The following is a 25275-nucleotide window of genomic DNA, read 5'->3' on the forward strand; positions in this document are numbered from 1 at the left end:
TTCTCATGGACCTCGGCTCAACCGCGCTGGCGCTTCTCGGCCTCCTGCTCGCCGCGTGGACCGCTGGCGCGGCGTGGCTGATGATCGCCGCAGGCGCCCGCACGCGCGGCGCCGAGACCGCGCGGCGCACCGCGCGGCGGCTCAACCGCCTGCTCGACGAAGCGCCAACCGCGGCACTGCTGGTGCGCAGCGACGGCCGCCTCGAAGGGTCGGAGCGGCTTGCCCACTGGCTGGGTTTCGAGGAATTGCCCCAATTCCTGGGCGAACTGGCCAAGCATCCCGATCGCGGCCTGACCGCCGAACAGCTTGAGGAACTGACCGACAAGGTTCGGCTCGCCCAGAAAACCGCCGCGCCTTTCCGCATGGCGGTCACCTTGCCCGGCTCTTCGCGTGCGCTGGCATTGCGCGGCAGCCTTGCCGATCCGCAGATTTCGCCGGGCGGCGCAGCCCTGATCTGGGTGTTCGATTTCAGCGAGAGCGAGCTGGAGCTGTCGCGGATGCGCAAGGAAACCGCGCGCGCGAAGTCCGACTTTGCGGCGCTGGTCAGCCTGATCGAAGCCGCGCCCACGCCGATGTGGTTCCGCAACGCCGAGATGCGGCTGCAGCTGGTCAACCGCGCCTATGTCAAAGCGGTCGGGGCGGCCAATGCCCAGAGCGTGATCGACCAGCAGATCGAGCTGGTCGAAGCGGTCGATGGCAATCCGGCAGGCGAAGTGGCGCGCCAGGCCGCGCTGACCGGCGAACCGGTCGAACGGATCGTGTCGGTGACCAGCGTCGACGGGACCCGGCGCCGCTTCCGCGTTTCCGACCTGCCGCTGGGCGACGAAGGCGTCGCGGGCTACGCGGTCGACATCCAGGAACAGGAAGATCAGGCGCGCGAACACCGCGCCTATCGCGAGGCGCAGCGCAGCATGCTCGACCGCCTGTCGGTCGGCGTCGCCCAGTTCGACGGGCAGCGACGGCTCACCTTCGCCAACCAGCCCTTCCGCAGGCTGCTGGGCGTGCGCCCCGGTGGAGGCGCGCTCGGCACGGCGTTCGAACGTTTGTTGAGCGATGCGCGGGACGAGGGGCGGGCACCCGAAGTCCGCGATTTTCCGAGCTGGCGCAAGGATCACGTCGCATGGTTCAGCGAGGGCGAAACACAGGAGGAGGACTGGCCGCTGTCCGATGGCACGCACCTCGCGGTGGTCGGCCAGCCGATGCCCGACGGCGGGCTCGCCCTGATCGTCGAGGACCGGACCGAGCAGCTTTCGATCGCCGCCAATCGCGACACGCTGCTGCGCACCCGCACCGCCATGCTGGACAGCCTGTTCGAAGCGCTGGCGGTGTTCGCGCCCGACGGCACGCTCCAGCTGTGGAACCACAGCTTCCCGGAAACCTGGGGCCTCGAACCCGATGCATTGGACACGCACCCTTCGGTCGACGCGCTCCTGAAGCTGGTCCAGCCCAATCTCGCCCGGCCGAAGCAGGTGAAGGGCGTGGGCGAAGTGATCCGCTCCGCCACGCTCGACCGCAAGGAGCGGGCAGGGCGCCTGCAACTCGCCGACGGTCGCACGATCGAATTCGCAGGGATTCCCTTGCCCGATGGCAACGGCCTGCTGACCACGCTCGACGTGACGGCGAACGAGCAGGCCGAGACCGCGCTGCGCGACCGGGCCGAAGCGCTCGAGCAGGCGGACAAGGTCAAGACCCGCTTTCTCGCCAACATGTCCTACGAATTCCGCACGCCGCTGACCTCGATCGGCGGTTTTGCCGAACTGCTCGAAGCCGAAGTCGCCGGGCCGCTGAGCGACGGGGCGAAGGAATATGTCTCCGCGATCCTCGAATCGGTCGCACGATTGACCGACCAGGTCGAGAATGTCCTCGACCTGTCGCAGAGCGAGGCGGGCCTGCTGCCGATTGCGCCGCGCGAACTGGCGCTGGTCGCGTTCGTTGCGGGGGTGGCGCGTGCGCGCGAAGATGCGATCGAGGCGAAGGAACTCACGCTCGACCTGCGGGGCGGACAGTCGTTGTCGCTTTCGGCGGACCCGCGCCAGCTGGGTCGCGCGATCGGCCAATTGCTCGATAACGCGATCGCCGCCTGCAGTGACGGGGGCCGCATCGTCGTCGATCTCGGCAAGCACGATGGAGGCATCCGGATCGTCATCTCGGACAATGGGCGCGGCATGGACGAGGGCGAACTTGCCCGCGCGCTCGACGGAATGCGGGAACGCGGCGGCAGCGAGGGTGCGCTGCGCAGGCAGGGCCTCGGGCTCCCGCTCGCCCAGCAGCTGATCGAGGCGCATGGGGGCCGCTTCGACATCCAGTCGCAAAAAGGCTCCGGGACGAGCGTCAAGATATGGCTACCGCAGAAACAGTGACCGTCGATCTTCCCCATCTGGCCGCGATGGAGACGCTCGGCGCGCAGATCGCCGCGAATATGCGCGCTGGCGACGTCATTGCGCTGTCCGGCCCGCTGGGGGCGGGGAAGACGACCCTCGCGCGTGCGATCCTGCGTGCGGCAGGGCATGCAGGCGAGGTGCCGTCGCCCACTTTCACGCTGATCGAGCTGTACGATGCGCTCGACCCGCCGGTCGCGCATGCCGACTTCTACCGCCTCGAAGACCCGGCCGAGGCGGCTGAGCTGGGTCTCGAAGATTACCGCGACGGCGCTGTCCTCATCGCCGAGTGGCCCGAACGCGCGGGCGGCTTCGCGCACGAACCCGGCTGCCTCCGCGTCGACATTGCTTTCGTCGACGAGACGGCTGCGGATGAGGGGCGCAAGGCGATTGTCCAATGCGGGGGCAATTGGCTAGGACGCGAGCCATGAGCACTCTGCCTGACGGTATCCACGACTTCCTCGGCTCGGCAGGCTGGGACGGAGCGCGAATCGCCCCGCTGACCGGCGACGCGAGCTTCCGGCGCTATTTCCGCATCCAGCGCGATGGAGAGGCTGGACCGCAAAGCGCGATGCTGATGCACGCCCCCCCGCCCGAAGACCCGCGCGAGTTCCTGCATGTGGGTCGCTGGCTGATCGAACAGCAGGTGCGCGCGCCGCAGATCTATGCCGAGGATGCCGATGCGGGCTGGGTGCTGATCGAGGATTTCGGCGATGCGCGGATGCGCGACTGGCTGGACGACAACCCCGACGGCGAAGATGCGGCCTATGGCGCGGCGATCGATGCGCTGGCCGATCTCCACCGCACACCGCCCGGACCCTTCAATCCCTACGACGAAGAGACCTACCTGCGTGAGACGCAGCTCTTCACCGAATGGTACTGCCCCGCGATCGGCCTCGATGTCGACACGCAAGGCTTCGACGCGGCATGGCAGGAGGTGCTTGCTCCGCTGGTGGCGAACCAGCAGCCCGGCGTCACCGTGCTGCGCGATTATCATGCGGAGAACATCATGCTGCTGCGCCCGGACGACGGCGCGGACGAGCAGGGCGTGATCGATTTCCAGGACGCGCTGGTCGGCCATCCGGCATACGATCTCGTCTCCTTGCTGCAGGACGCGCGGCGCGACGTTTCGCCCGAGCTCGAGGCGCGGATGCTCGCCCGCTATCGCGCCTGCGCGGATTGCGGGGAGCAGTTCGATGCCGACTACGCGCGGCTCGGCGCTCAGCGGAACACCAAGATCGTCGGCATCTTCGCGCGGTTGAACGAGCGCGACGGCAAGCCACGCTACCTCGAGCTGATCCCCCGCGTGTGGGAAGCACTGGAGCGCGATCTGAAGCATCCCGCACTCGCCCCGGTGGCACGGTGGTTCGACGCCAATATTCCCGCAGACCTGCGCGCACGGCGCGGGGCGGTGCCGGCATGAGCGATCTCGTCAGCGATACCGCGATGGTGATGGCGGCAGGGCTGGGCAAGCGGATGCGACCGCTGACCGCAACGATGCCCAAGCCGCTGGTGCGGGTGGCGGGCAAGCCGCTGATCGATCACACGCTCGACCGCCTCGCCGATGCCGGGCTGGCGCGTGCCGTGGTCAATGTCCATTATCTCGCCGACGCGCTCGAAGCCCACGTGGCGGAGCGTGAGCGCCCCAAGGTCGCCATCTCCGACGAGCGTGCGGAATTGCTGGAAACCGGCGGCGGGATGATCAAGGCGAAGGACAAGCTGCCCGATCCGTTCTTCTGCCTCAACTCCGACAATATCTGGCTCGACGGCCCGCGAAATGCCTTCGCCGAATTGTCCGACCGGTGGGATGCCGACGCGATGGATGCGCTGTTGCTGGTGGTGCCGCACAAGCGCGCGGCGAACTTCAGCGGGCCGGGCGATTTTCATCTCGACGGACGTGGCGGGCTGACCCGGCGCAAGCCGGGGCGGATTGCTCCGTTCATCTATACCGGGATCCAGCTGGTGTCGCATCGCCTGCTGCGCGATGCGCCCGAAGGCAAGTTCTCGACCAACATCCTGTGGTCTCGCGCGATCGAGGAAGGGCGGCTGTATGGCCTGCCTTTCAACGGCGAGTGGTTCGAGGTCGGCACCCCGCAGGCGATCCGCCCGACCGAAGAGGCGCTTGCCAGTGGCTGAGGCCCCGTGTGTCTGAGACGATGTGTGTCTGAAAGGGGCAAGCCGCAGGTCTATTCGATCGCGGCCCATCGCGGGTTCGCCGATGCGCTGGTGGCCGGGCTGGTCCCGCGTTACGGCGAGGAAGGCCTCGGCCTCGCACGGCTGACGCTGCTGCTGCCGAGCGGGCGCGCGATCCGCACGGTGAGCGAGGCTTTCGTGCGCCATATGGGTGAGAGCGACACCCGCGGCCTGCTGCTGCCGCGGATGGTTACGATCGGCGATCTTTCGCTCGACGAAGCGCTGGGGCCGCTGCTCGATCCGCTCGGGGCGAGCGATATTCCGCCAGCCGTCGATCCGACCTTCCGCTGGCTGCGGCTGGCCGCGCTTTTGGCGGACGAGATGGGTGATGACGCGCCTAGCGGCCCGCCGCTGTTCCGTCAGGCGCAGATGCTCGCGCAGACGATGGATCGCCTGCTGGTCGAGGAGATTGCCCCCGAAGAGCTGCTGGGCGATCCTGTTCTCGATGTCGTCGGATCGGTCGCGGGGCACTGGCAGAACAGCCTGCGGCGGTTTGCGCGGGTGCAGGCGCGGTGGCTGGTCGAACTGGCGGAGATGGGCCGGGTCGATGCGGCCACCCGTCGCAACCTGCTGTTCGCGCATGCGGTGAAGAGCTGGCGCGCCGATGCTCCGGCCACACCGATCGTCGCCGCCGGCGTCACCAGCGCTGCGCCCGCGCTCGCGCGGCTGCTGCGGGTGGTGAGCGAGCTGCCGCAGGGCGCGGTCATTCTGCCCGATCTCGATCTCGCGCTGTCCGATGCGGCGTGGGCGGAGCTGGGCCGCGCGGGCCAATCCGACGATGCGCAGGGCGAGACGCTGGGCCGCGACGATGCGCCGACGCATCCGCAATACCACCTCAAGCTGCTGCTCAATCGGATGGGCGTCAATCGCGGCGAGGTCCAGCAGTGGCACCGTCGCGGGATGGGCGCGGCGAACCCCGACCGGACCCGTGCGGTCAGCGCGCTGTTCCTGCCGCCCGAAGCGAGCAAGGTCTGGGTCGATCTTCCGTCCGAGAAGCGGCGGCTCGCGGGCGTGCGGCTGCTGGAAACGGGCAATGCGGAGGAGGAGGCACAGGCGGTCGCACTCGCCGTGCGCGAGGCGCTGGAGACGGCGGGCAGACGGGTCGCGGTGGTGACGCCCGATCGCGCGCTCGCGCGGCGGATCGTCCATCACCTACGCCGGTGGGACATTCAGGCCGACGATTCGGCGGGCATGCCGCTCGGCGAGACGTCCGCTGGGCGGGCGCTGCTGCTACTCGCCCAAGTTATCGCGGAGGATGCGGCTCCGGTGCCGCTGGTCGCCTTGCTGGGCCACCCGGCGATGGGTGTCGTGGACTCAGCGGACGGGGCGCAGGACGAGGGACCGGCCCGCGCGGACTGGCTCGATGCGCTCCGCCGGTTCGAAGCCCGCCTGCGCGGTCCGCGCCCCGCAGCAGGGCTGCGCCCGCTGCGCCCGATCGCCGAGAAGGCGGACGTTTCCCAGTGGTGGGATTCGGTCGCAACACGGCTGGCCCTTTTGTTCGAGGTGGAGGGAGAGGCCCCGCTCGCCGACCTCCTGACCCGCCTCGCGCAAGTGCTCGAGGATTTCTGTGGCGAGGGCATCTGGGGGCGTGAGGATGGCCGCGCGCTCGGCAGCTTCGTGGACGATCTGCGCCAGCAGGCCCTGGCGGCACGGACCATGCTCGACCCGCAGGACCTCCACGGCCTGCTCACCGATGCGATGGAGCGGATCGCGGTGCGGCCTGCCTATGGCGGGCATCCGCGCGTCGCAGTCTACGGCCTGCTCGAAAGCCGGATGGCGCGCGCCGATCTCGTCATTTGTGCGGGGCTGAACGAGGGCACCTGGCCGCGCGGTGCGTCGCCCGATCCGCTGCTCGCGCCGCCCGTGCTGCGTGCGCTCGGCGTGCCGGGGGGCGAGTTCCGGATCGGCCTCGCCGCGCATGATCTCGCGGGCGCGCTGGGCGCGCCGCAGGTGCTGCTGACCCGCGCCGAACGGACCGCCGAAGGGCCCGCGATCCCGTCGCGTTTCTTCCTGCGAATCAAGGCCTTGCTCGGCGATCTGGCCAGTCGCCATGAAGAGACCGCGCTGCCTGCGCTGGTCGATGCGCTGCGGGATGCCGAACCGGCTCAGCCGTACCCGCAACCGCAGCCCAGCCCGCCCGCAAGCTTGCGCCGCGTGCGCATCAGCGCGACCGCGCTCGATCGCCTGCGCTCGGACCCCTACCAGTTCTACGCCCGCTCGATCCTCCATCTGGGCGAGATGGACCCGCTCGATGCCGAGCCTTCGCCAGCATGGCAGGGCACGCTGGCGCATGCGATTCTCGAGGAATGGCACAAGCAGGGCGGTGCGCTGACCGATCTTGCCGAAAAGCATCTCGCCGCAATGGATGCCCATCCGCTGACCCGCGCGCTGTGGGAGCCGCGCCTGATGGCCGCGCTCGAATGGATTGCCAACGAGGTTGCATCCGATCCGCAACGGCAGATCGTGGGCGTGGAAGAGAAGGGGGCGCGCACGTTCGGCGGGATCGAGATCGGCGGCACGGCGGACCGGATCGACCGGCTGGCCGACGGCAGTTACGCGATCGTCGATTACAAGACCGGCGGCCCGCCGTCGAAGAAGATGGTGCAGGAAGGCTTCGCGCTCCAGCTCGGCACGCTCGGCCTGCTGCTGGCGGAGGGCGCCTATGCCGATCGCGGGATCGAGGGCACGCCCACGCGGTTCGAATACTGGTCGCTGGCGCGCGATGCGAAGTCGGACACCGGCTTCGGTTATGTCACCACGCCGCTCAAAGTGGGCGCGGCGCGTAGCGGGATCGAACCGGACGATTTCCTCCCCGAAACACGCCGTTTCCTCTCCGACGCACTCGATCGCTGGATTCTGGGCGACGAGGCCTTCACCGCGCGGCCCAATCCCGATCTCAAGCTCTACGCCACCTACGACCAGCTGATGCGGTTGGAGGAATGGCTCGGCCGGGAAAGCCAGGGGGGTGAAGAGGGATGAGCGACACGCTGTTCCCCCTCCTGCCCGAACAGGCGCGTGCGGCCGATCCGGGGCATTCGGTGTGGCTCTCCGCCAGTGCGGGGACGGGCAAGACGCAGGTGCTCTCGGCGCGGGTGCTGCGCCTGCTGCTGCAACCCGGTATCGAGCCCGGATCGATCCTGTGCCTCACCTTCACCAAGGCGGGGGCGGCGGAGATGGCGACGCGCGTCAATGCGCGGCTCGCCAAGTGGGTGCGGATGGACGCGACCAGCCTTGCGCGCGATCTGCGGGCCATCGGCGCGAAGGTCGATCCCGAAACGCAGGCGCGCGCCCGCACGCTGTTCACCAGGGTGCTCGATTGCCCCGGCGGCGGGCTCAGGATCGATACGATCCACGCTTTTGCGCAGTACCTGCTCGCCGCTTTCCCCGAGGAAGCGGGGCTGGAGCCGGGCACGGTCGCGATGGACGACCGCACGCGCGAGGTCCTTGCGCGCAAGGTGCTGACCGATCTGGTGACGCAGGCGGACGAGGATGATCGCAGCGCGCTGTCGATGCTCTCTCTCCGCCTCTCGCCCGATGGGGCCAAGGCGTGGCTGATGGCCTGTGCCAAGGCACGCGAGCTGTGGGCCGAGCCGGGCGGCTGGCCCAGCCCGATGCGGCCGCAGGTGTTGCAATTGCTCGGCCTGCCGAGCGATTACGAGGAAGCCGATCTGGCGCGCGAATGCGCCGATGGTGCGTTCGATACAGGCTCGCTGCGCGCGTGCCTCTCTACCCTGCGCGACTGGAACACCAAGAGCGGGCACGCCGCGGCGGACCCGCTGGAGGCGTGGCTCGCAGCCGATCCGATGGAGCGCCTCGCCACGCTCGCCTGTTTCAACGGCAGCCTGCTGGTCGCCGACGGATCCAAGCCCAAGAACCTGAGCAATCTCGCGAAGCGCGATCCCGCTTACGAGGCGCGGGTCGGGGCGGTGCAGACCTGCCTCGATGCGATCCGCGAAAAGCAGGCGCTGCTGGCGCTGGCCGAATACCTAACGCCCGCGCTCGAACTCGGGCGGCGGTTCGCGCTTCTGTGGGACGAGGCCAAGCGCAGCCGCGGGCTGGTCGATTTCGACGACCAGATCGCGCGCGCGGCCAAGCTGCTCGGCAATTCGGAGATGGCGCAGTGGATCGGCTACAAGCTCGATCGGGCGTTCGATCACATCCTCGTCGACGAGGCGCAGGATACGAACGAAAGCCAGTGGGCGATCATCGACGCGCTGACGCAGGACTATTTCGACGGGCTGGGCGCCGCGGGCGCGCGATTGCGGACGGTGTTCGTGGTCGGCGATTACAAGCAGGCGATCTTCGGCTTCCAAGGCACCGAGCCGCGCCTGTTCGTGGAGAAGCGCGGCGAATACGACGCGCGGATCAACGCCGCGATGGACAATGCGCGCGAGCTGGCGGATCGCACGCGCAGCGAGCCGATGGTCCCGCTCACCCCGCTCGAGAAGCTGGGGCTGGAGCGCAATTTCCGGTCCTCGCAGACGATCCTCGACTTCGTCGACCGCGCGGTGGCGCATGTCGGGGTCGAGGCGATGGGCATGGCGGGCGAGACCGTGCGCCACCGGGGCGACGCGGACCTTCCGGGCCGCGTCACCCTGTGGGCCCCGATCCGCGCCGACGAGGGCGACGACCCCGAAGCGGTCGAGGAAGAAGGGGCGGAGACATGGCTCCCCGCACCCGAACGCCGCATGGCGGACCGGATCGCCGCGCAGGTGAAGACGTGGCTCGATGAAGGCCACCCGCTGACCAAGGGCGGCACCCGCCGCGCCACCGCGGGCGACATCATGATCCTCGTGCGCAAGCGCCGCGCGCTCGCCGGGCTGATCGTCGCGCGGCTTCATGCCGCCGGAGTGCCGGTCGCCGGCGTCGACCGGCTGCGGCTGGGCGCGCCGCTGGCGGTGAAAGACCTGCTCGCCGCGCTGCGCTTCGCGACCCAGCCACGCGACGATCTCAGCCTCGCCAACCTGCTCGTCTCGCCGCTGGGCGGCTGGTCGCAGGACGACCTGCTGGCCAACGCCGTGCGCGAGAAGGGCGTTACGCTCTGGGATCATATCCGCCGCAGCGACGCGCCCTTGTGCGTCGAGACCGCCGAGCGGCTGCGCGCTCTGCTGGCGCGGGTCGATTACGAACCTCCACAGGCGCTGCTCCAATGGCTCCTCACCGGTCCGTGGGACGGGCGGCGCAAGCTGGTTGCGCGGTTGGGGCAGGAAGCGAATGATCCGATCGACGAGCTGGTGGGCGCGGCCTTCGCTTTCTCGGCCGAGCATACGCCGAGCCTGCAGGGCTTCCTCAACTGGTTCGATGCCTCGGACGAAGAGCTGAAGCGCGAGGCGGCGGGCGGCGGCAGCGCGGTGCGGGTGCTGACCGCGCATGGATCGAAGGGCCTGCAGGCGCCGATCGTGATCCTTGCCGACGCGACCGGCAATCCGGATCGCGGCCCTCCGCGCGCGGGCGAGCTTGCAACGGCTGACGGACGCCCGGTGCCGCTGCCCTCGCTGCCCAAGGAGGCGCGGGCGGGGCCGGTGCGCGAGGCCGAGGAAGCCAAGGCCGCGCGCGAGCGCGAGGAGCACTGGCGGCTGATGTATGTCGCGATGACCCGCGCGGAGGAGGCACTCTATATCGGCGGGGCGCTGCTGCCGAGCGACAAGGATGTGCCCGAGGCGAGCTGGTATGCGCAGGCCGCGGCATTGTTCGGCGGCGAGGATGGGGACGCGGGCGTGTCGGACCCGATCTGGGGCGAGCGGCACGATCTTGGCGCCCTGATGGATCGGCGCGCACCCGCACCCGATACGCACACGGCAGGAGAGCGGTCTGCGCTTCCCGATTGGGCCACCCGGCCGCCTGCCGACGAGCCGACCCCGCCGCGCCCGCTCGCGCCCTCGGCGGCGGGCGACGATCTTGCGCCCAACCCCCCGGGGCTTGTGCAGTCTGGCGAGGCGGCACAGCGCGGTACGCTGATCCACCGGCTGCTGGAGCGGCTGCCCGACATCGCGCCCGACCGGCGAGCGAAACGCGCGGCGCAATGGCTGGAGGCGCAGGCCGCCGATCTGTCCGGCGAAGCGAGGGGGGCGATGATCGCACAGGCGCTCGCCGTACTCGATCACCCCGATTTCGCGGGCCTGTTCGCGCCGGGCGCCTTGGCCGAAGTCTCGCTCGCCGCCACGGTGGAGGGGCAGGTGGTTACCGGCAAGCTCGACCGGCTGTGCGTGGGCGAGGAGGAAGTGCTGGTGGTGGATTACAAGACCACCCGCCGTCCGCCGGACGCGCTGGAGCAGGTGCCCGCCGCCACGCTGCGCCAGATGTCGGCCTACGCCCACGCGCTTGCCGAGATCTATCCGGGGCGCAAAATCCGGGCGGCCCTGCTTTACACCCAAGGGCCGCACCTGATCGCGCTTTCCGATGCCGTTCTGGCGGCTCACAAGCCGGGCTTGCACAGGGCGGAGGAAAGTTTGGGCGCGAATGGTTTGTCTGATCGCGCAGGCACCCTAGATTAGCGGGCGAAAAGGAGAAAATTCCATGGCCACCAAGACTGTCACCGACGCCAGCTTCAAATCCGACGTGATCGAAAGCGACAAGCCCGTGCTCGTCGATTTCTGGGCCGAATGGTGTGGCCCGTGCAAGATGATCGCGCCCGCGCTCGAGGAAATCAGCGACGAACTGGCCGACCAGGTGACCATCGCCAAGATGGACATCATGGAAAACACCGACACCCCCGGCCAGCTCGGCGTGCAGGGCATCCCCTATCTGGTGCTGTACAAGAACGGCGAGCGTGCCGCGGAACTGACCGGCGCGCGTCCCAAGAGCCAGCTCAAGGCGTGGCTCGAAGAACAGCTCTGATGCCTCAGGCGGCGGGCTGGTAGCCTGCCGCCGCCAGCCGGGCGAGCAACTGGTCGAACAATTCGCGGTTTGCCGCGCCGATCATGCCCTTGCGCCCGTCGTCGACGCGGTAGGGTGTCCCATCCAGCCGCAGGCAGGTGCCGCCCGCCTCGTTGAGAAACAGCGAGCCCGCTGCGTGGTCCCACGGCAGCGTGCGCTCGTAGATGGCGACGTCGTGCTCACCCAGAACGGTCAGCGGATATTGCTCGCAGGCCGCACCGGGTGCCTCGACCATCGTGTAGTGCAGCGCGACGTCGTTCCTGAAGCGGGTGCGCTGCGCCGGCGCCATGAACTTCATCATCGCGGCAAGGCGCGGCGGGTTCGCACCGCTCGGGCGGGCGAGCACCTGTTCGCCATCGATGGTCGCACCCTGGCCAAGATGCGCGGCGCACAGCCGGTCGCGCTGCGGGTCGTAGATCCATCCCGCCTGCGCAGCGCCGCCTTCGGCCAGCGCGATCATGATCCCGAAATGGCCGGTGCCGGCGGCGAAGTTGGACGTCCCGTCGATCGGGTCGATGATCCAGCAGGCGCCGGAGAGGCGATCCATCACGGACGCGTCGGCGTGAACCGCTTCCTCGCCCACGATCGCCGCTTCGGGCACGAGCTTCGCCAGCCCTTCGGCCAGCGCCACCTCCGCCTCGCGGTCGGCGATGGTGACGAGATCGTCGTCCGCCTTCTCGATGATCTCGGTCGCCTTCAGCGTCTTGTGGCGCGGCATGATGATCCGCTCTGAAACGTCGCGCATCAGGGCCAGGATTTCGCGGTCGAGCACGCTCATGTTGGTTTCCTCAAGAGCGGTAATCCGCGTTGATGTCGATATATCCGTGCGTCAGGTCGCAGGTCCACACGGTGGCGCGGCCCTCTCCCAGACCAATTTCGACCGCGATGTCGATTGCGTCGCCCTCCAGATGGCGGGCGACCGGCGCTTCGTCGTAATCCGCCACCGGCTGCCCCTCGCGCGCGGCCCAGTGGCCGCCGAACGCGATGGAGAGCTTGTCGCGGTCCGCCGGTTCGCCCGCCTTGCCCACGGCCATGACCACGCGGCCCCAGTTCGCATCGCCGCCCGCGATCGCGGTCTTCACTAGCGGTGAGTTGGCGATCGAGAGGCCGATGGTCCGCGCGCTCTCGTCCGATACCGCGCCGCTGACGCTCACGCCGATGAACTTGCGCGCCCCTTCGCCGTCGCGCACGACCAGATGGGCGAGCTGGCGGCACACATCCTCGAGCGCTGCGGCAAAGGCATCCGCTCCCGGATCGTCGAACGCGCTTATCGGCGCGTGGCCCGCCTTGCCCGTCGCACAGGCCAGCACGGTGTCGCTGGTCGAGGTGTCGCCGTCGACAGTGATGCAGGAAAAGGTTTGCGCGTTGATCCGGTCCAGCAGCGTTTGCAGGAAAGCAGGCTCGACCGCCGCATCGGTGAAGACGTAGCCGAGCATGGTCGCCATGTCGGGCGCGATCATGCCCGAACCCTTGATGATCCCGCCGATCTCGACCCGCGTATCCCCGATCATCGCCGATGCATGCGCGCCCTTGGCGAAGGTGTCGGTCGTGCCGATGGTGTTGGCGGCATCCTCCCACCCGCACGGTTCGGCCGTAAGCGCCGCTTCCACGCCCGCGCGTGCCTTGTCCTTGGGCAGCGGAACGCCGATCACTCCGGTGGAGGAGACGAATACTTGCTCGCGCGCGCATCCCAGATGGTCGGCGACCTGCGCCATGATCTGCTCCACCGCCTCGCGCCCGCGATAGCCGGTGAAGGCGTTCGAATTGCCCGCGTTGACGATGATGGCGCGCGCGCGCCCCTCCTTCACCTGCTCGCGCCCCAGCTCGACCTCGCTGGAAGGGCACGCACTGCGCGTGAAGACGCCCGCCACGCTCGTCCCTTCGGCCAGCTCGACATAGGTCAGGTCGGCACGGTCCCACTCCTTGTACCGCGCGCGGGCGACACGCAGCGTCACGCCGTCGATCGCGGGGATGTCGGGAAAGGGCAGGGCGAGGGGCGAGCGGGGCAGGTCCATTGCGGCAGTCGCTAGAGGAAAACGTGCAGGTGCGACAATCGCTTTTGCATCGGCCGTCCGCTAACTGTAGTTTCGGGATCGAAGCGGGAGGGGCGCCATGGCGATCAGACGGGTGGCGATATTCACTATACTATCCTGTGTAGGTGGCGGCTTGGCTCTGCCCGCGCTGGGCCAGATAGGAGCCTCGCCTCGAAACCCGGGTGACTGGATTCTCCCGTCCGATTACCCTTCAGAAGCGATCCTCAACGACGTGGAGGGCACGGTTTCCTTCACGGTCGACGTCGGCATCGATGGACGCGTGCAGGCGTGTGTTCCTACGGGTGGCTCGGCATCCGCGTTGCTGCAGAGCAAGACCTGCGAAATGCTGGCAAAGCGGGCCGAATTCACGCCAGCCACCGATACTGAAGGCAGGCCCGTTATCGGCACGTACGACGGCACGGTTCGCTGGGTGATTCCCGAAGACCGTCTGGCCGAGGGATTGCGGAATCGACCGCGCGAGGGCGAATGGGACTATAGTTTCGTAATAGAGCGTGATGGGTCGGTCTCCGAATGCGAAATCGCCGTTCTCGATGGGCCGCCCCGGCGCTGGGCCTGCGGCTTCCCCGAGGGCGACGTCTATCCTCCATTCCGCGGCGAAGATGGCGAGCCAGTGCGCAAACGCGTCCGCATGGAGGGGCGGATCACGATCGACGATCCGGATTAAAACCCTTTCCCTCGCGCACCTGCGGCTGGACGTTGCGTAGATGCGACCTTATGTGAACCCGCAAATGCTTCGCCAAATCCTCATGCTGATGGCTCTGTTAAGCGGCCTGAGCGCGCTGTGCGCGCCCGAGCAGGCGCTTGCGCACGACCATGGTACGAGCCAGGTCGAAGCGGGCGAGGCGCCCGGTGGCGAGCAGGAACTGGCCTCTTTTGCCGAGATTTTCGGCCCGGTGCCGACGATTGCGGGCGCGGCGAAGACGCCCGTTGCCATCGTCGCAATCGAATCCGTCGACGCGCCGCGCGTCGTCATCGGGGTGGACCGCTCGCGCCAATAGCGCCTGCCCGGTTGCCCTTTCGCGCCCGCAGTCGGGGCGAAGCTTTCCCATATTCCAGCGAATGATCGGCGTGTCCTGCCGAGATCCGCACCTCCATATTTGCAAGGCGTTTTCCATGCTCCAGTCGTTCTTCAAGTCCTTCCTCGGGTCGTCCAACGACCGTTACGTCAAGTCGCTTCACAAGATCGTCGCGGCGATCAACGCGCTCGAGCCCGAGATGCAGGCGCTTTCGGACGAGGACCTGCAGGCGCAGACGCACAAGCTGCGCGACCGGCTTGCCAATGGCGAAACGCTCGACGACATCCTGCCCGAAGCCTTTGCCACCTGCCGCGAAGCATCGGTCCGCGTGCTCGGCATGCGGCACTTCGACGTGCAGTTGATCGGCGGCATCGTGCTCCATCGCGGCGAGATCGCCGAAATGCGCACGGGCGAAGGCAAGACGCTGGTCGCCACGCTCGCCACCTTCCTCAACGCGCTCGACGGCAAGGGCGTCCACGTCATCACCGTGAACGACTACCTGGCGAAGCGCGATGCCGAGTGGATGGGCCAGCTCTATCGCTGGATGGGCCTCTCGGTGGGCGTGATCGTTCCCAACCTTGGCGAGTTCGAGCGGCGCGAGGCCTATGCCGCCGACATCACCTACGGCACCAACAACGAATTCGGCTTCGACTATCTGCGCGACAACATGAAGCACGAGCGCAGCCAGATGGTGCAGCGCAAGTTCAACCACGCGATCATCGACGAAGTCGACTCGATCCTGATCGACGAGGCGCGCACCCCGCTGATCATCTCCGGCCCCACCGAGGACAAGACCGACCTTTACGTCACCATCGATGCGATCGTGAAGAAGGTCGAGCCCGAGTGGTACGAGGCCGACGAGAAGAGCAAGAACATAACCTGGACCGAAGAAGGTTCGGACGCGATCGAGCAGCTGCTGCTCGATTCAGGCCTGCTCGAAACCGACAATCTCTACGATGTCGAGAACACGCAGGTGGTCCACCACCTCGACCAGGCGCTCAAAGCCAACATCATGTTCAAGCGCGACGACAACTACATCGTGAAGGACGACAAGGTCGTCATCATCGACGAGTTCACCGGCCGCATGATGGAAGGCCGCCGCTGGTCGAACGGCCTGCACCAGGCGGTCGAGGCCAAGGAAGGCGTGAAGATCGAGCCCGAGAACCAGACGATGGCCTCGATCACCTTCCAGAACTACTTCCGCATGTATCCTAAGCTTTCGGGCATGACCGGCACGGCCGCGACCGAAGCGGCGGAATTCTGGGAAATCTACAAGATGAACGTGGTGGAAATCCCCACCAACGTCCCCGTCCAGCGGATCGACGAGGACGACGAGTTCTACAAGAACACGATGGACAAGTTCCAGGCCATCGCGAAGGCCATCAAGGAAAAGAGCGAGATCGGCCAGCCGGTCCTGGTCGGCACCGTCAGCATCGAGAAGTCCGAACTGCTGAGCCAGTTCCTCGACAAGGAAGGCGTGAAGCACGAGGTGCTCAACGCCCGCCAGCACGAGCGCGAGGCGCATATCGTCGCGCAGGCGGGCCGCCCGGGCGCCGTCACCATCGCCACCAACATGGCCGGCCGCGGAACCGACATCCAGCTGGGCGGCAATCTCGACTTCCTGATCGAGGACGAGGTTGGCGACATGCCCGAGGGGCCGGAGCGCGAGAAGGCGATCGAGAAGATCAAGGAACAGGTGGCGCAGGACAAGGCCAGGGTGCTGGAGGCGGGCGGTCTGTTCGTGCTCGGCACCGAACGCCACGAAAGCCGCCGGATCGATAACCAGCTGCGCGGCCGCTCGGGCCGTCAGGGCGACCCTGGCCTGTCGCGTTTCTACCTGTGTCTCGAAGACGATCTGCTGCGCATTTTCGGGCCGGACACGCTGTTCGCCCGGATGATGAACTCCAACCTCAAGGATGGCGAGGCGATCGGCTCGAAGTGGCTCTCCAAGGCGATCGAGACCGCGCAGAAGAAGGTCGAGGCGCGCAACTACGACACGCGCAAGCAGGTCGTCGAATACGATGACGTGATGAACGACCAGCGCAAGGTGATCTACGAACAGCGCGCGGAAATCATGGACTCCGAAGCGGTCGACGATGTGGTTGTCGACATGCGGCAGGACACCATCTCCGCCATCGTCGCCGAAGCCTGCCCGCCGGGCTCCTACCCCGAACAATGGAACATCGCGGGCCTGAAGGAACGGGTCGAGGACGTGCTCGGCCTGACGCCGCCCATCGACGAGTGGCTGGAGGAGGACGCGGTCGACCCCGAGATGTTCGAGGACCGGCTGCGCGAACAGGCCGAAGAGGTGATGGATCGCAAGATCTCCGCGGCCGATCCGCAGCTTTGGCGGCGCGTCGAGAAGGCGATCCTGCTCGAACGGCTCGACTTCCACTGGAAGGAGCACCTCGCCACGCTCGATGCGCTGCGTCAGGTCGTGTTCCTGCGTGCCTACGCTCAGAAAACGCCGATCAACGAGTACAAGCAGGAAGCCTTCGGCCTGTTCGAGAAGATGCTCGAAACCCTGCGCGAGGACATTACGAAGATCCTGCTGCGCAACGAATTGCGGGTCGCTCCGCCGCAGCAGAAGCTGCCCGACCTGCCCGACTTCCTCACCGGCCATATCGACCCGCTGACCGGGATCGACGACAGCAACGACGGCGACGGTTCATCGACCAAGGCGGCGATGTTCGGCTCGCTCGCGGGCAGCCCGCGTGCCGATGCCGGTCCGCGCGGCTCGGCCGGCGCGTCCGACAATCCGTGGGCAGGGAAGGATATCAGTCGCAATGCCCCATGCCCGTGCGGGTCGGGTAACAAGTACAAGCACTGCCACGGCGCCGCCGGCTCGGCCACTGCCGGGGCGGGCGCATAGGCTTCGCAGCGCTCCTCGCCGCCTTCACGCTGACCGCGCTGCTCTATGCGTCGGTCGGCTTCGGCGGCGGATCGACGTACAGCGCGCTGCTGGCGCTTGCAGGGACCGACTACCGGCTGCTGCCGGTGGTCTCGCTCCTGTGCAATCTCGCGGTGGTCATCGGCGGGACGATCCGCTTCGCGCGTGCCGGGATCACCCCATGGCGCGGAGCGCTGGCGCTGACGTCCATTGCAGCCCCTGCCGCCCTGCTCGGAGGGCTGACCCCTATCTGTGAACGCGCTTTCCTCGCGCTCCTCGGTGCGAGCCTGTGCGCGGCGGGCCTGCTGCTGCTCCTGTCGCGGCAACACGAAGGCGAAGAAAATGTCCGCACATTCTCGCGCGCGATGCTGCTGGCGGCGGCGCCCATAGGCTACCTCTCCGGCCTCGTCGGGATCGGCGGCGGGATATTCCTCGCCCCGCTGCTCCATCTGGTCCGCTGGGATAATCCGCGCGCGATCGCAGCAACGGCAAGTCTGTTCATCCTCGTCAATTCGCTGTTCGGCCTTGCCGGGCAGCTGACCAAGAACGGCGTCGATATGCTCGGCGCGGCGGCAAGCACCGGCCTGCCGCTGATGATCGCCGTGGCGATCGGCGGCCAGATCGGCAGCCTCTTCGCGGTCCGCCTGTTCAAGCCGCAACTGATCCGGTGGCTGACCGCGGCGCTGACGCTGTTCGTGGGGATAAGGTTACTACTGGGGGCCTAGACAGCGCGATGACCGCAACGACGACTATCATCGGCGCACCGCAGCGGGTCTCTAGCGATTTGGTGAAAAATGGCTCCCCGAGTTGGATTCGAACCAACGACCAAGTGATTAACAGTCACCTACTCTACCGCTGAGCTATCGGGGAGCAGCCATATCGGCAGGCCCGCGCCTATATGGGGGTGTTCCGGATAGCGCAAGCCCCCCAAAGCCAAATCGAACGACAAACGCCAAATCAGCCCATGAATTGTTCGGCTACGATCCGGTCGTCGAGCGAGTGGCCCTTGTCGAACAGCAATGTCAGCTCGGAATCGCGCGCGATCTCCACGTGCACCTCGGCCACGTCGCGCACTTCCTTCTGGTCGGCCACCGCGGCGACGGGGCGTTTTGCGGGCTCGTTGATGCGGAAGGTGACGCGCGCGCGGTCGGGCAGGATCGCGCCGCGCCAGCGCCGGGGGCGGAAGGCGCTTATCGGCGTGAGCGCCAGCAGCTGCGAATCGAGTGGCAGGATCGGGCCGTTGGCAGAGAGGTTGTAGGCGGTGGAGCCTGCGGGCGTGGCGACCAGCACGCCGTCCGCCACCAGTTCCTCGATTCGGGTCTTGCCGTCGACCATGATCTCGATCTTGGCGGTCTGGCGCGTCTCGCGCAGCAGCGAGACTTCGTTCAATGCGCACTCGACGCGCGTGTGCCCGTCCTGCGTCACCGCCTCCATCCGCAACGGCGAAATGCCCACCGCGCGGCTTTTGTTGACCCGGTCGATCAGCGCGCCCTTGGGGCGGTGCTTGTTCATCAGGAAGCCCATCGTACCGCGGTTGACGCCGTAGACGGGCAGGACGTTGCCACTGTCGAGCATGCGGTGGAGCGTCTGCAGCATGAAGCCGTCGCCGCCCAGCGCGATCACCGCATCCGCCTCGTCCTGCGCAACCCAGTCGTGCGCATCCTCCAACACGCGCGCCGTATCCTGCGCCAGCGCGGTATTCGATATGGCCAGCGCCAGTTTTTCATAGGGCGGTTGCCCGGCCATCACGGTCCTCTCCAAAGGTGTTGCGCCCTGACTATGGAGCGCGCCCGGACTTTGCAATGCGCGGGCAAGATTGCGCCCGTCTGCGGGCCCAATGCGGCCCCATTGCGGGACGCCGGGGCATTGCCGCGCGCATTGGGCTTCCCCATCGGCGCGCGGGTTGCGATAGAGGGGGGCATGCATGCCTCCGGCGACCATGATCTGCTGACCGGCCTTGCGAGCGCCGCGCAGGCGCGCGCGACGCTGGGCGAGTGGCTGGGGCGCGAGAAAACCCGCGTCCATGCGCTGCTGCTCGTGCTCGGCCGGTTCGACAGCGTCAACCTGGCGCACGGCGCGGTGGCGGGCGATTTCGCGCTGACCGAGGTGGCGCGGCGGATCAGCCATTTCGCGGAAGACGAGTTCGAGGGCGGGCAATGGTTCGCCGCGCGGCTCGACGGGGGCAAGTTCCTGCTCGCCACGCGCGAACCCGCGAGCCGCGAGCGGTGGCAGTTCCTCGCCGAAGCGCTGGCCGACGGGATCGCCCAGCCGCTCGCGGGGACGGCGATCGGCATACCGCAGCTCTGGCCGCATATTGCGCTGATCCGCGCGCTTTCGGGCGACGATCCGGCGAGCGTGCTGGGCCGCCTCGGCGATGCGCAGGTCGGCCTCAAGGGAGAGCCGGGGCGCAGGATCGTGTGGATCGACCGCGACGAGGCTCCCGCCGGGCTCGACGGAGCCCAGGTCGAGGCGGAACTGCGCCGCGCGCTCGACCAAAATGCCGTCTCGCTCCATTTCCAGCCCCAGTTCCGCCTGTCGGACGATGCACTGATCGGGGCCGAGGCACTGGTCCGGTGGGAACAGCCGCTGCTCGGCTCGGTCGGCGGCGAAGCGCTGCTGAGGATCGCGGCGCGCGCCGACCTCACCACGCAGCTGACGCGGCGGGTGATGGGTGCTTCGCTGAAAGCGGTTCTTGCCTGGCCGACGGGCCTGAAATGCTCGATCAACATCACCGCCGCCGATCTGGCGGTGGCGCGTTTCCCACGGGAAATGCTCGACATGGTCGGCGATCTTGGAGTCGATCCCGCGCGGGTGACGCTCGAAATCACCGAGCAGGCGTTGCTGGGCGATCTGGACCTTGCCGCGCGCTCGCTCGGCAGGTTGCGCGATGCGGGCATGTCCATCGCGCTTGACGATTTCGGCGCGGGCTTCTGCAATTTCGGCTATCTCAAATACCTGCCGCTCGACATCCTCAAGCTCGACCGGCTGATGCTCGACGGCGTGCGCGAGAACGCGCGCGACCGGGCGGTGCTGCGCGGGGTGGTGGCGATGGCCCGTGCGCTCGACCTGCAAGTGCTGGCCGAGGGGGTCGAGCACGAGGCGCAGCGGCAGATCGCGCTGGAAGAAGGCTGCACCGCCTATCAGGGCTTCCTGCGTGCCAAGCCGATGGCGCAGGCGGAATTCCTGGACCTGGCCCGAAAAGGCTGAACAGGCACAGGGGGGGGAGGTGGGCAAATGGGAAAGTTTCTGATCGGTCTGGCGTGGGCGACGCTCTGGCTCGGCGCTCCTGCCACGGCGCAGGAGATGGCACTGGACAGCGCGCAGGTGCCTGCCAGCGGCGAGATTGAGCAACTCGCGATTCCGTCGGTACCCGGTGTCGTCATCGCGGGCACGCTGCGGCTGCCCAAGGGGCACGGCGAGGGGCCGTTCCCGCTGGTCGTGTGTTTTGCCGGTTCGGGAAAGTGGTCGCGCGGCGGCTATCATCTGCTGTCCGAACGGCTGCTGGCACGCGGCATCGCCATGTTCGAGTTGGACAAGCGAGGCGCGGGCCAGTCGACCGGCACCTTTACCGATTCAATCACCGAACACGTGATCGACGGGCACGCGGTTATCCGTGCCCTGCGAATCCACAAGTCGATCGATGGAGCACGCATCGGCGTATGCGGGCTGAGCCAAGGCGGAACCGTGGCGCCTTCGCTGGCCGCACAGGATTCCGAGATCGCTGCGGTCGTGACATTCGCCGGGCCGGTTGGCCGCCGGGGCGAGCTCTTCCTCGATGCGCTTCGCCGGACCTTGCTGGGATCGTACCCGCAGGCCCATCAACAGGTGGATGTCCTGGTGGCGGCCACCGAATCGTTGATGGACGCTTATCAACGCGATGCATCAGCTGCCGAGATCGAACCGCTGCGCGAAGCGGTGATCGAGGCGATGGTGGCAACGGGTTTCACCCGAGCCGAGGCGGAGAACACCTACGCCGTACTCGACACGCCGCAGACCCGTTCGATGTACGCCGTCGGATCGTTCGAGGATCTGCAGGCGCTGGATATCCCCGTGCTCGCGCTATTCGCCGATCGGGACCGCGTGGTAGAGGCGCAACTCAACGCTTCGGCTGCGGCCGAGGCGCTGCGGGGGAACGCAGATGCGGCGGTATTTACCGTGGCGGGATACGGGCATACGTTCCAGCCGGTGGATCCCGATACCGGTGACGCCACCGGAGGTGCGATGCTGGACGCGCCCGAAGTGCTCGAATTGGTGGCGGACTGGCTGGCACGGCGGTTCGGCGTTTCCGCACGCTAGGCCGCAACATCTTCCTTTTTCGCAGTCCGCTTTGCGATGGCGCTCAGCCCCTTGGTCAGTTGGAACAGGCCGTTGAGGCGGCTTTGCGGGTCGTTCCAGGCCCGGTTGACCACCAGCTTCATGTCGGGACGCAGTTTCACCGCCTCGGCGCGCTTGTCCACGTAAGCGAGCAGGCCGCCGGGGTTGGGGAAGTCGTCCTTGTGAAAGGTGACCAGCGTTCCGCGGGCGCCGACATCGATCTTGGCGATATTGGCGGCGATCGCCTGGTGCTTGATCTCGATCAGGCGGACGAGGTTCTGCGTGGCGGAGGGAAGCTCGCCGAAGCGGTCGATCATCTCGGCGGCCAGTCCTTCGATCTCCGCCTTGTCGCTCGCCTGGTTGAGGCGGCGATAAAGCGCCATGCGCACGGCGAGGTCTGGCACGTAATCCTCGGGGATCATGATCGGTGCATCGACCGTGATCTGCGGGCTGAAATCTTCCGCAGGCTTCTCCAGCCCCATCTCGCCCGCCTTGGCCGCCAGGATCGCGTCCTCCAGCATCGACTGGTAGAGTTCGAAGCCGACTTCGCGGATGTGGCCCGACTGTTCGTCGCCCAGCAGGTTGCCCGCGCCGCGAATGTCGAGATCGTGGCTGGCGAGCTGGAACCCTGCGCCGAGGCTGTCGAGATCGCTCAGCACCTTGAGGCGCTTCTCCGCCACTTCGGACAGCGCGGTGTCGGCGGGCGTGGTGAGGTAGGCATAGGCGCGCAGCTTCGCGCGGCCCACGCGCCCGCGCAGCTGGTAGAGCTGGGCGAGGCCGAAGCGGTCGGCGCGGTGGATGATGATCGTGTTCGCGCTCGAGATATCGAGCCCGCTTTCGACGATCGTGGTCGAGAGCAGCACGTCGTATTTCTTCTCGTAGAACGCGCTCATCCGGTCCTCGACCTCGGACGGGCTCATCTGGCCGTGCGCGGGGACGACCTTCACCTCGGGCACGTTCTCGCGCAGCCATTCCTCGATCGCTTCCATGTCCGCGATGCGCGGGCACACGATGAAGCTCTGCCCGCCGCGATGGTGTTCGCGCAGCAGCGCCTCGCGGATCACCATGTCATCCCACTCCATCACGTAGGTGCGCACTGCGAGGCGGTCGACCGGCGGCGTCTGGATGGTGGAAAGCTCGCGCAGGCCGGTCATCGCCATCTGCAGCGTGCGCGGGATGGGCGTCGCGGTGAGCGTGAGCATGTGCACGTCGGCGCGCAGCGTCTTGAGCTTTTCCTTGTGGGTGACGCCAAAGCGCTGCTCCTCGTCCACGATCACGAGGCCCAGATCCTTGAACTTGGTCGACTTGGAGAGGATCGCGTGCGTGCCGATGACGATATCCATCGTCCCGTCGGCCAGTGCATCGCGCGTCTCGCTCGCTTCCTTGGGCGGGACGAGGCGGCTGAGGCGCCCGACCTTGAGCGGGAAGCCGGCAAAGCGCTCGGCGAAATGCTGGTAGTGCTGGCGCGCGAGCAGGGTGGTGGGCGCCACTACAGCGACCTGCTGGCCGCCCATCGCCGCGACGAACGCCGCGCGCAGCGCGACCTCGGTCTTGCCGAAGCCGACATCGCCGCAAACGAGCCTGTCCATCGGCTTGCCGCTTTCGAGGTCGCGCAGCACGTCTTCGATCGCGCGCTCCTGATCGTCGGTCTCCTCCCACGGGAAGCGGTCGACGAACTGATTGTAGCTGGCCTCGTCGGCTTCGAGCACGGGCGCCTTTTTCAGCGCGCGCTGCGCGGCGGTGCGCATCAGTTCGCTGGCGATCTCGCGGATCCGTTCGCGCAGCTGGGCGCGGCGTTTCTGCCATGCCTCGCCGCCCAGCCGGTCGAGCATGACCGCCTCTTCGGACGATCCGTAACGCGAGAGGACTTCGAGGTTCTCGACCGGAATGTAGAGCTTGTCGCCGCCTTTGTACTCCAGCATCACGCAGTCGTGCTGGCTCTTGCCGACAGCGATCGGTTCGAGGCCGAGATACTTGCCGATGCCGTGTTCGGTATGGACCACCAGGTCGCCGCGCGAGAGCGCCTGAAGCTCGCTCAGGAAGGCATCGGAATCCTTGCGCTTCTTGCGCCGGCGCACCAGCCGGTCACCCAGCAGGTCCTGCTCAGTGACAAGCTCGATATCGTCGCTGGCGAAGCCGCTGTCGAGCGGCAGGATCATCGCGGTGGGCTTGGCTTTGGCCGACTTGCCCAGCGCATCCTGCCAGCTTTCGGCGAGCGTGACGTTTGTGCCCGCCTCGCCGAGGATCGAGCCGATGCGCTGGCGGCTCCCCTTCGAATAGGCGGCCAGCAGCGGGCGCTTGCCCGCCTTGGCGATGGCCTTGAAATGCGCGGCCGCCGCTTCGTACACATTGTCGCCGCGCGCACGCTCGGGCGCGAAGTCGCGGGCGGAGCGGAAGCCGAAATCGATCACGCTGTCGCTCTCGGGCTCGTCGAAGCCGGTCGCGCGGTGGACGGGGCGATTGCCCATCACGCCGTCGATCTCGTCCTGCGTCAGGTAGAGCGCTTCCGGGTCGAGCGGTCTGTAGCTGCCCGCCTTCTGTCCGGCGGTCTCGGTCCGCGTGCGGCGGTATTCGGCGATGTCGGAGATACGCTCCTCGAACGCGGCGAGCGCGCCGGTGTCGATCACCACCGGGTCGCTCTCGTCCAGGTGGTCGAACAGCGTCGCCAGCCGCTCCTCGAACAGCGGCAGCCAGTGCTCCATCCCGGCTTGCCGGCGACCTTCGCTGACCGCCTCGTAAAGCGGGTCCTGCGTGGCGTTCGCACCGAAGCGTTCGCGATAGCCGGAGCGGAAGCGCTTGATCGTCGCGTCTTCGAGCAGCACCTCGCTGGCGGGCAGCAGCAGGAAGGAATCGAGCGTGCCGGTGGTGCGCTGGGTCGACGGATCGAACAGGCGCAGGCTTTCCAGCTCGTCGCCGAAGAAATCGAGCCGCAGGCCTTGCTCTAGGCCGGAGGGAAAGATGTCGAAGATCGACCCGCGCACCGCGAATTCGCCCGCGTCGATCACGGTGTCGGTGCGGCTGTAGCCCTGCTTCTGCAGCAGCTGGGTCAGGCTCTCGTGCCCGATATGGACGCCGGGTTTCAGCTCGCGCACCGCCTCGCGAATGCGGAACGGGGTGAGCATGCGCTGGAGCACCGCGTTGGCGGTGGTGACGAGCAGCTGCGGCGCGCCTTTCTCGGCCTGCAGGCGGTGCAGCGCGGAGAGCCGCTGCGTGCTGATCGAGAGCGCGGGGCTGGCGCGGTCGTAGGGCAGGCAATCCCATGCGGGCAGCTCGATCACGCTCAGCTCGGGCGCGAAATAGCGTGCGGCATCGGCGACCGCGCGCATCGCGCTGTCTTCGGGCGCGATGAACACGGCGCGACGTTTGGCGGCGCGGGCGATGTCCGCCATGACCAGCGGCTGCGCACCGCGGGCGACCTGTGCGAAGGTGAGCGGCTGTTTGGCGGCGAGGATGCGGGAAAGATCGGGCATTGGTGTCTAAGTCGCTCCTGCGCAAAGGCGTTCCGCGCACACGAAAATTGCCCCCTGCCCGGATCGGGAAGGGGGGTCGATGGC

17 protein-coding genes and 1 tRNA gene are annotated in these 25275 nt (G+C 67.5%); 13 read left to right on the forward strand and 5 right to left on the reverse strand.

Going from position 1 to position 25275, the window contains the following annotated elements; genetic code table 11:
• The first annotated feature begins 5 nt into the window (after positions 1 to 5).
• Genes DL238_RS09575 through trxA form a run of 7 tightly spaced genes read left to right on the forward strand, consistent with a single transcriptional unit; the run spans position 6 to position 11408 of the window.
• The gene (locus DL238_RS09575) at positions 6 to 2360 is read left to right on the forward strand and encodes a PAS domain-containing sensor histidine kinase (protein ID WP_115492049.1); all 2355 of its coding nucleotides are present in this window, start codon (positions 6 to 8) and stop codon (positions 2358 to 2360) included.
• Complete coding sequence (gene tsaE / locus DL238_RS09580; protein ID WP_115492050.1) at positions 2339 to 2809, forward strand: tRNA (adenosine(37)-N6)-threonylcarbamoyltransferase complex ATPase subunit type 1 TsaE; 471 nt, start codon at positions 2339 to 2341, stop codon at positions 2807 to 2809. The genes DL238_RS09575 and tsaE overlap by 22 nt, the downstream gene beginning before the upstream one ends.
• Positions 2806 to 3801: an aminoglycoside phosphotransferase family protein gene (locus DL238_RS09585; RefSeq protein ID WP_115492051.1), complete on the forward strand. Its 996-nt coding sequence runs from the start codon at positions 2806 to 2808 to the stop codon at positions 3799 to 3801. The genes tsaE and DL238_RS09585 overlap by 4 nt, the downstream gene beginning before the upstream one ends.
• Positions 3798 to 4514 carry a nucleotidyltransferase family protein gene (locus tag DL238_RS09590; protein WP_115492052.1) on the forward strand — a complete coding sequence of 239 codons (717 nt, stop codon included), beginning with the start codon at positions 3798 to 3800 and terminating at the stop codon, positions 4512 to 4514. The genes DL238_RS09585 and DL238_RS09590 overlap by 4 nt, the downstream gene beginning before the upstream one ends.
• Positions 4515 to 4538: 24 nt before the next feature.
• On the forward strand, positions 4539 to 7550 hold the full coding sequence (addB, locus tag DL238_RS09595) for a double-strand break repair protein AddB (RefSeq protein ID WP_115492053.1): 3012 nt from the start codon (positions 4539 to 4541) through the stop codon (positions 7548 to 7550).
• Complete coding sequence (addA, locus tag DL238_RS09600) at positions 7547 to 11065, forward strand: double-strand break repair helicase AddA (RefSeq protein ID WP_115492054.1); 3519 nt, start codon at positions 7547 to 7549, stop codon at positions 11063 to 11065. Before addB ends, addA begins: the two co-directional genes overlap by 4 nt.
• A 22-nt stretch (positions 11066 to 11087) precedes the next feature.
• Positions 11088 to 11408 carry a thioredoxin gene (gene trxA / locus DL238_RS09605; protein WP_115492055.1) on the forward strand — a complete coding sequence of 107 codons (321 nt, stop codon included), beginning with the start codon at positions 11088 to 11090 and terminating at the stop codon, positions 11406 to 11408.
• A 4-nt stretch (positions 11409 to 11412) separates the two neighbouring features.
• Here trxA and DL238_RS09610 read toward each other — a convergent pair whose 3' ends face one another.
• Entirely contained in the window at positions 11413 to 12225 is an 813-nt protein-coding gene (locus DL238_RS09610) for an inositol monophosphatase family protein (RefSeq protein WP_115492056.1), read from the reverse strand.
• Between the two features lie 10 nt (positions 12226 to 12235).
• On the reverse strand, positions 12236 to 13462 hold the full coding sequence (gene argJ / locus DL238_RS09615; protein ID WP_115492057.1) for a bifunctional glutamate N-acetyltransferase/amino-acid acetyltransferase ArgJ: 1227 nt from the start codon (positions 13460 to 13462) through the stop codon (positions 12236 to 12238).
• A gap of 151 nt (positions 13463 to 13613) precedes the next feature.
• On the opposite strand from argJ, the gene DL238_RS09620 reads away from it, so the two are divergent.
• The 4 genes from DL238_RS09620 to DL238_RS09635 all read left to right on the forward strand — a co-directional run bounded on the left by DL238_RS09620 (position 13614) and on the right by DL238_RS09635 (position 18132).
• Positions 13614 to 14165, forward strand: a complete 552-nt coding sequence (locus tag DL238_RS09620; protein WP_181883884.1) for an energy transducer TonB — start codon at positions 13614 to 13616, stop codon at positions 14163 to 14165.
• 88 nt (positions 14166 to 14253) lie between these two features.
• Positions 14254 to 14499: a hypothetical protein gene (locus DL238_RS09625; RefSeq protein ID WP_147291007.1), complete on the forward strand. Its 246-nt coding sequence runs from the start codon at positions 14254 to 14256 to the stop codon at positions 14497 to 14499.
• Between the two features lie 115 nt (positions 14500 to 14614).
• Positions 14615 to 17389: a preprotein translocase subunit SecA gene (gene secA / locus DL238_RS09630; RefSeq protein WP_115492060.1), complete on the forward strand. Its 2775-nt coding sequence runs from the start codon at positions 14615 to 14617 to the stop codon at positions 17387 to 17389.
• Positions 17386 to 18132 carry a sulfite exporter TauE/SafE family protein gene (locus DL238_RS09635; protein ID WP_234031097.1) on the forward strand — a complete coding sequence of 249 codons (747 nt, stop codon included), beginning with the start codon at positions 17386 to 17388 and terminating at the stop codon, positions 18130 to 18132. Before secA ends, DL238_RS09635 begins: the two co-directional genes overlap by 4 nt.
• A 70-nt stretch (positions 18133 to 18202) precedes the next feature.
• Here the strand turns inward: DL238_RS09635 and DL238_RS09640 are convergent.
• Positions 18203 to 18277: transfer RNA gene (locus DL238_RS09640), tRNA-Asn, on the reverse strand.
• A gap of 87 nt (positions 18278 to 18364) precedes the next feature.
• Positions 18365 to 19153, reverse strand: a complete 789-nt coding sequence (locus DL238_RS09645; protein ID WP_115492062.1) for an NAD kinase — start codon at positions 19151 to 19153, stop codon at positions 18365 to 18367.
• 174 nt (positions 19154 to 19327) lie between these two features.
• Between DL238_RS09645 and DL238_RS09650 the strand changes: the two genes are divergently transcribed.
• Positions 19328 to 20614, forward strand: a complete 1287-nt coding sequence (locus DL238_RS09650) for an EAL domain-containing protein (protein WP_115492063.1) — start codon at positions 19328 to 19330, stop codon at positions 20612 to 20614.
• A 27-nt stretch (positions 20615 to 20641) separates the two neighbouring features.
• Positions 20642 to 21703, forward strand: coding sequence for an alpha/beta hydrolase family protein (locus DL238_RS09655; protein WP_115492064.1), 1062 nt, complete (start codon positions 20642 to 20644; stop codon positions 21701 to 21703).
• Here DL238_RS09655 and mfd read toward each other — a convergent pair.
• Complete coding sequence (mfd, locus tag DL238_RS09660) at positions 21700 to 25191, reverse strand: transcription-repair coupling factor (RefSeq protein ID WP_115492065.1); 3492 nt, start codon at positions 25189 to 25191, stop codon at positions 21700 to 21702. The genes DL238_RS09655 and mfd overlap by 4 nt on opposite strands.
• Positions 25192 to 25275 lie beyond the last annotated feature (84 nt).

The sequence above is a fragment of the Alteriqipengyuania lutimaris genome (genome assembly GCF_003363135.1).
GTDB lineage: Bacteria > Pseudomonadota > Alphaproteobacteria > Sphingomonadales > Sphingomonadaceae > Alteriqipengyuania > Alteriqipengyuania lutimaris.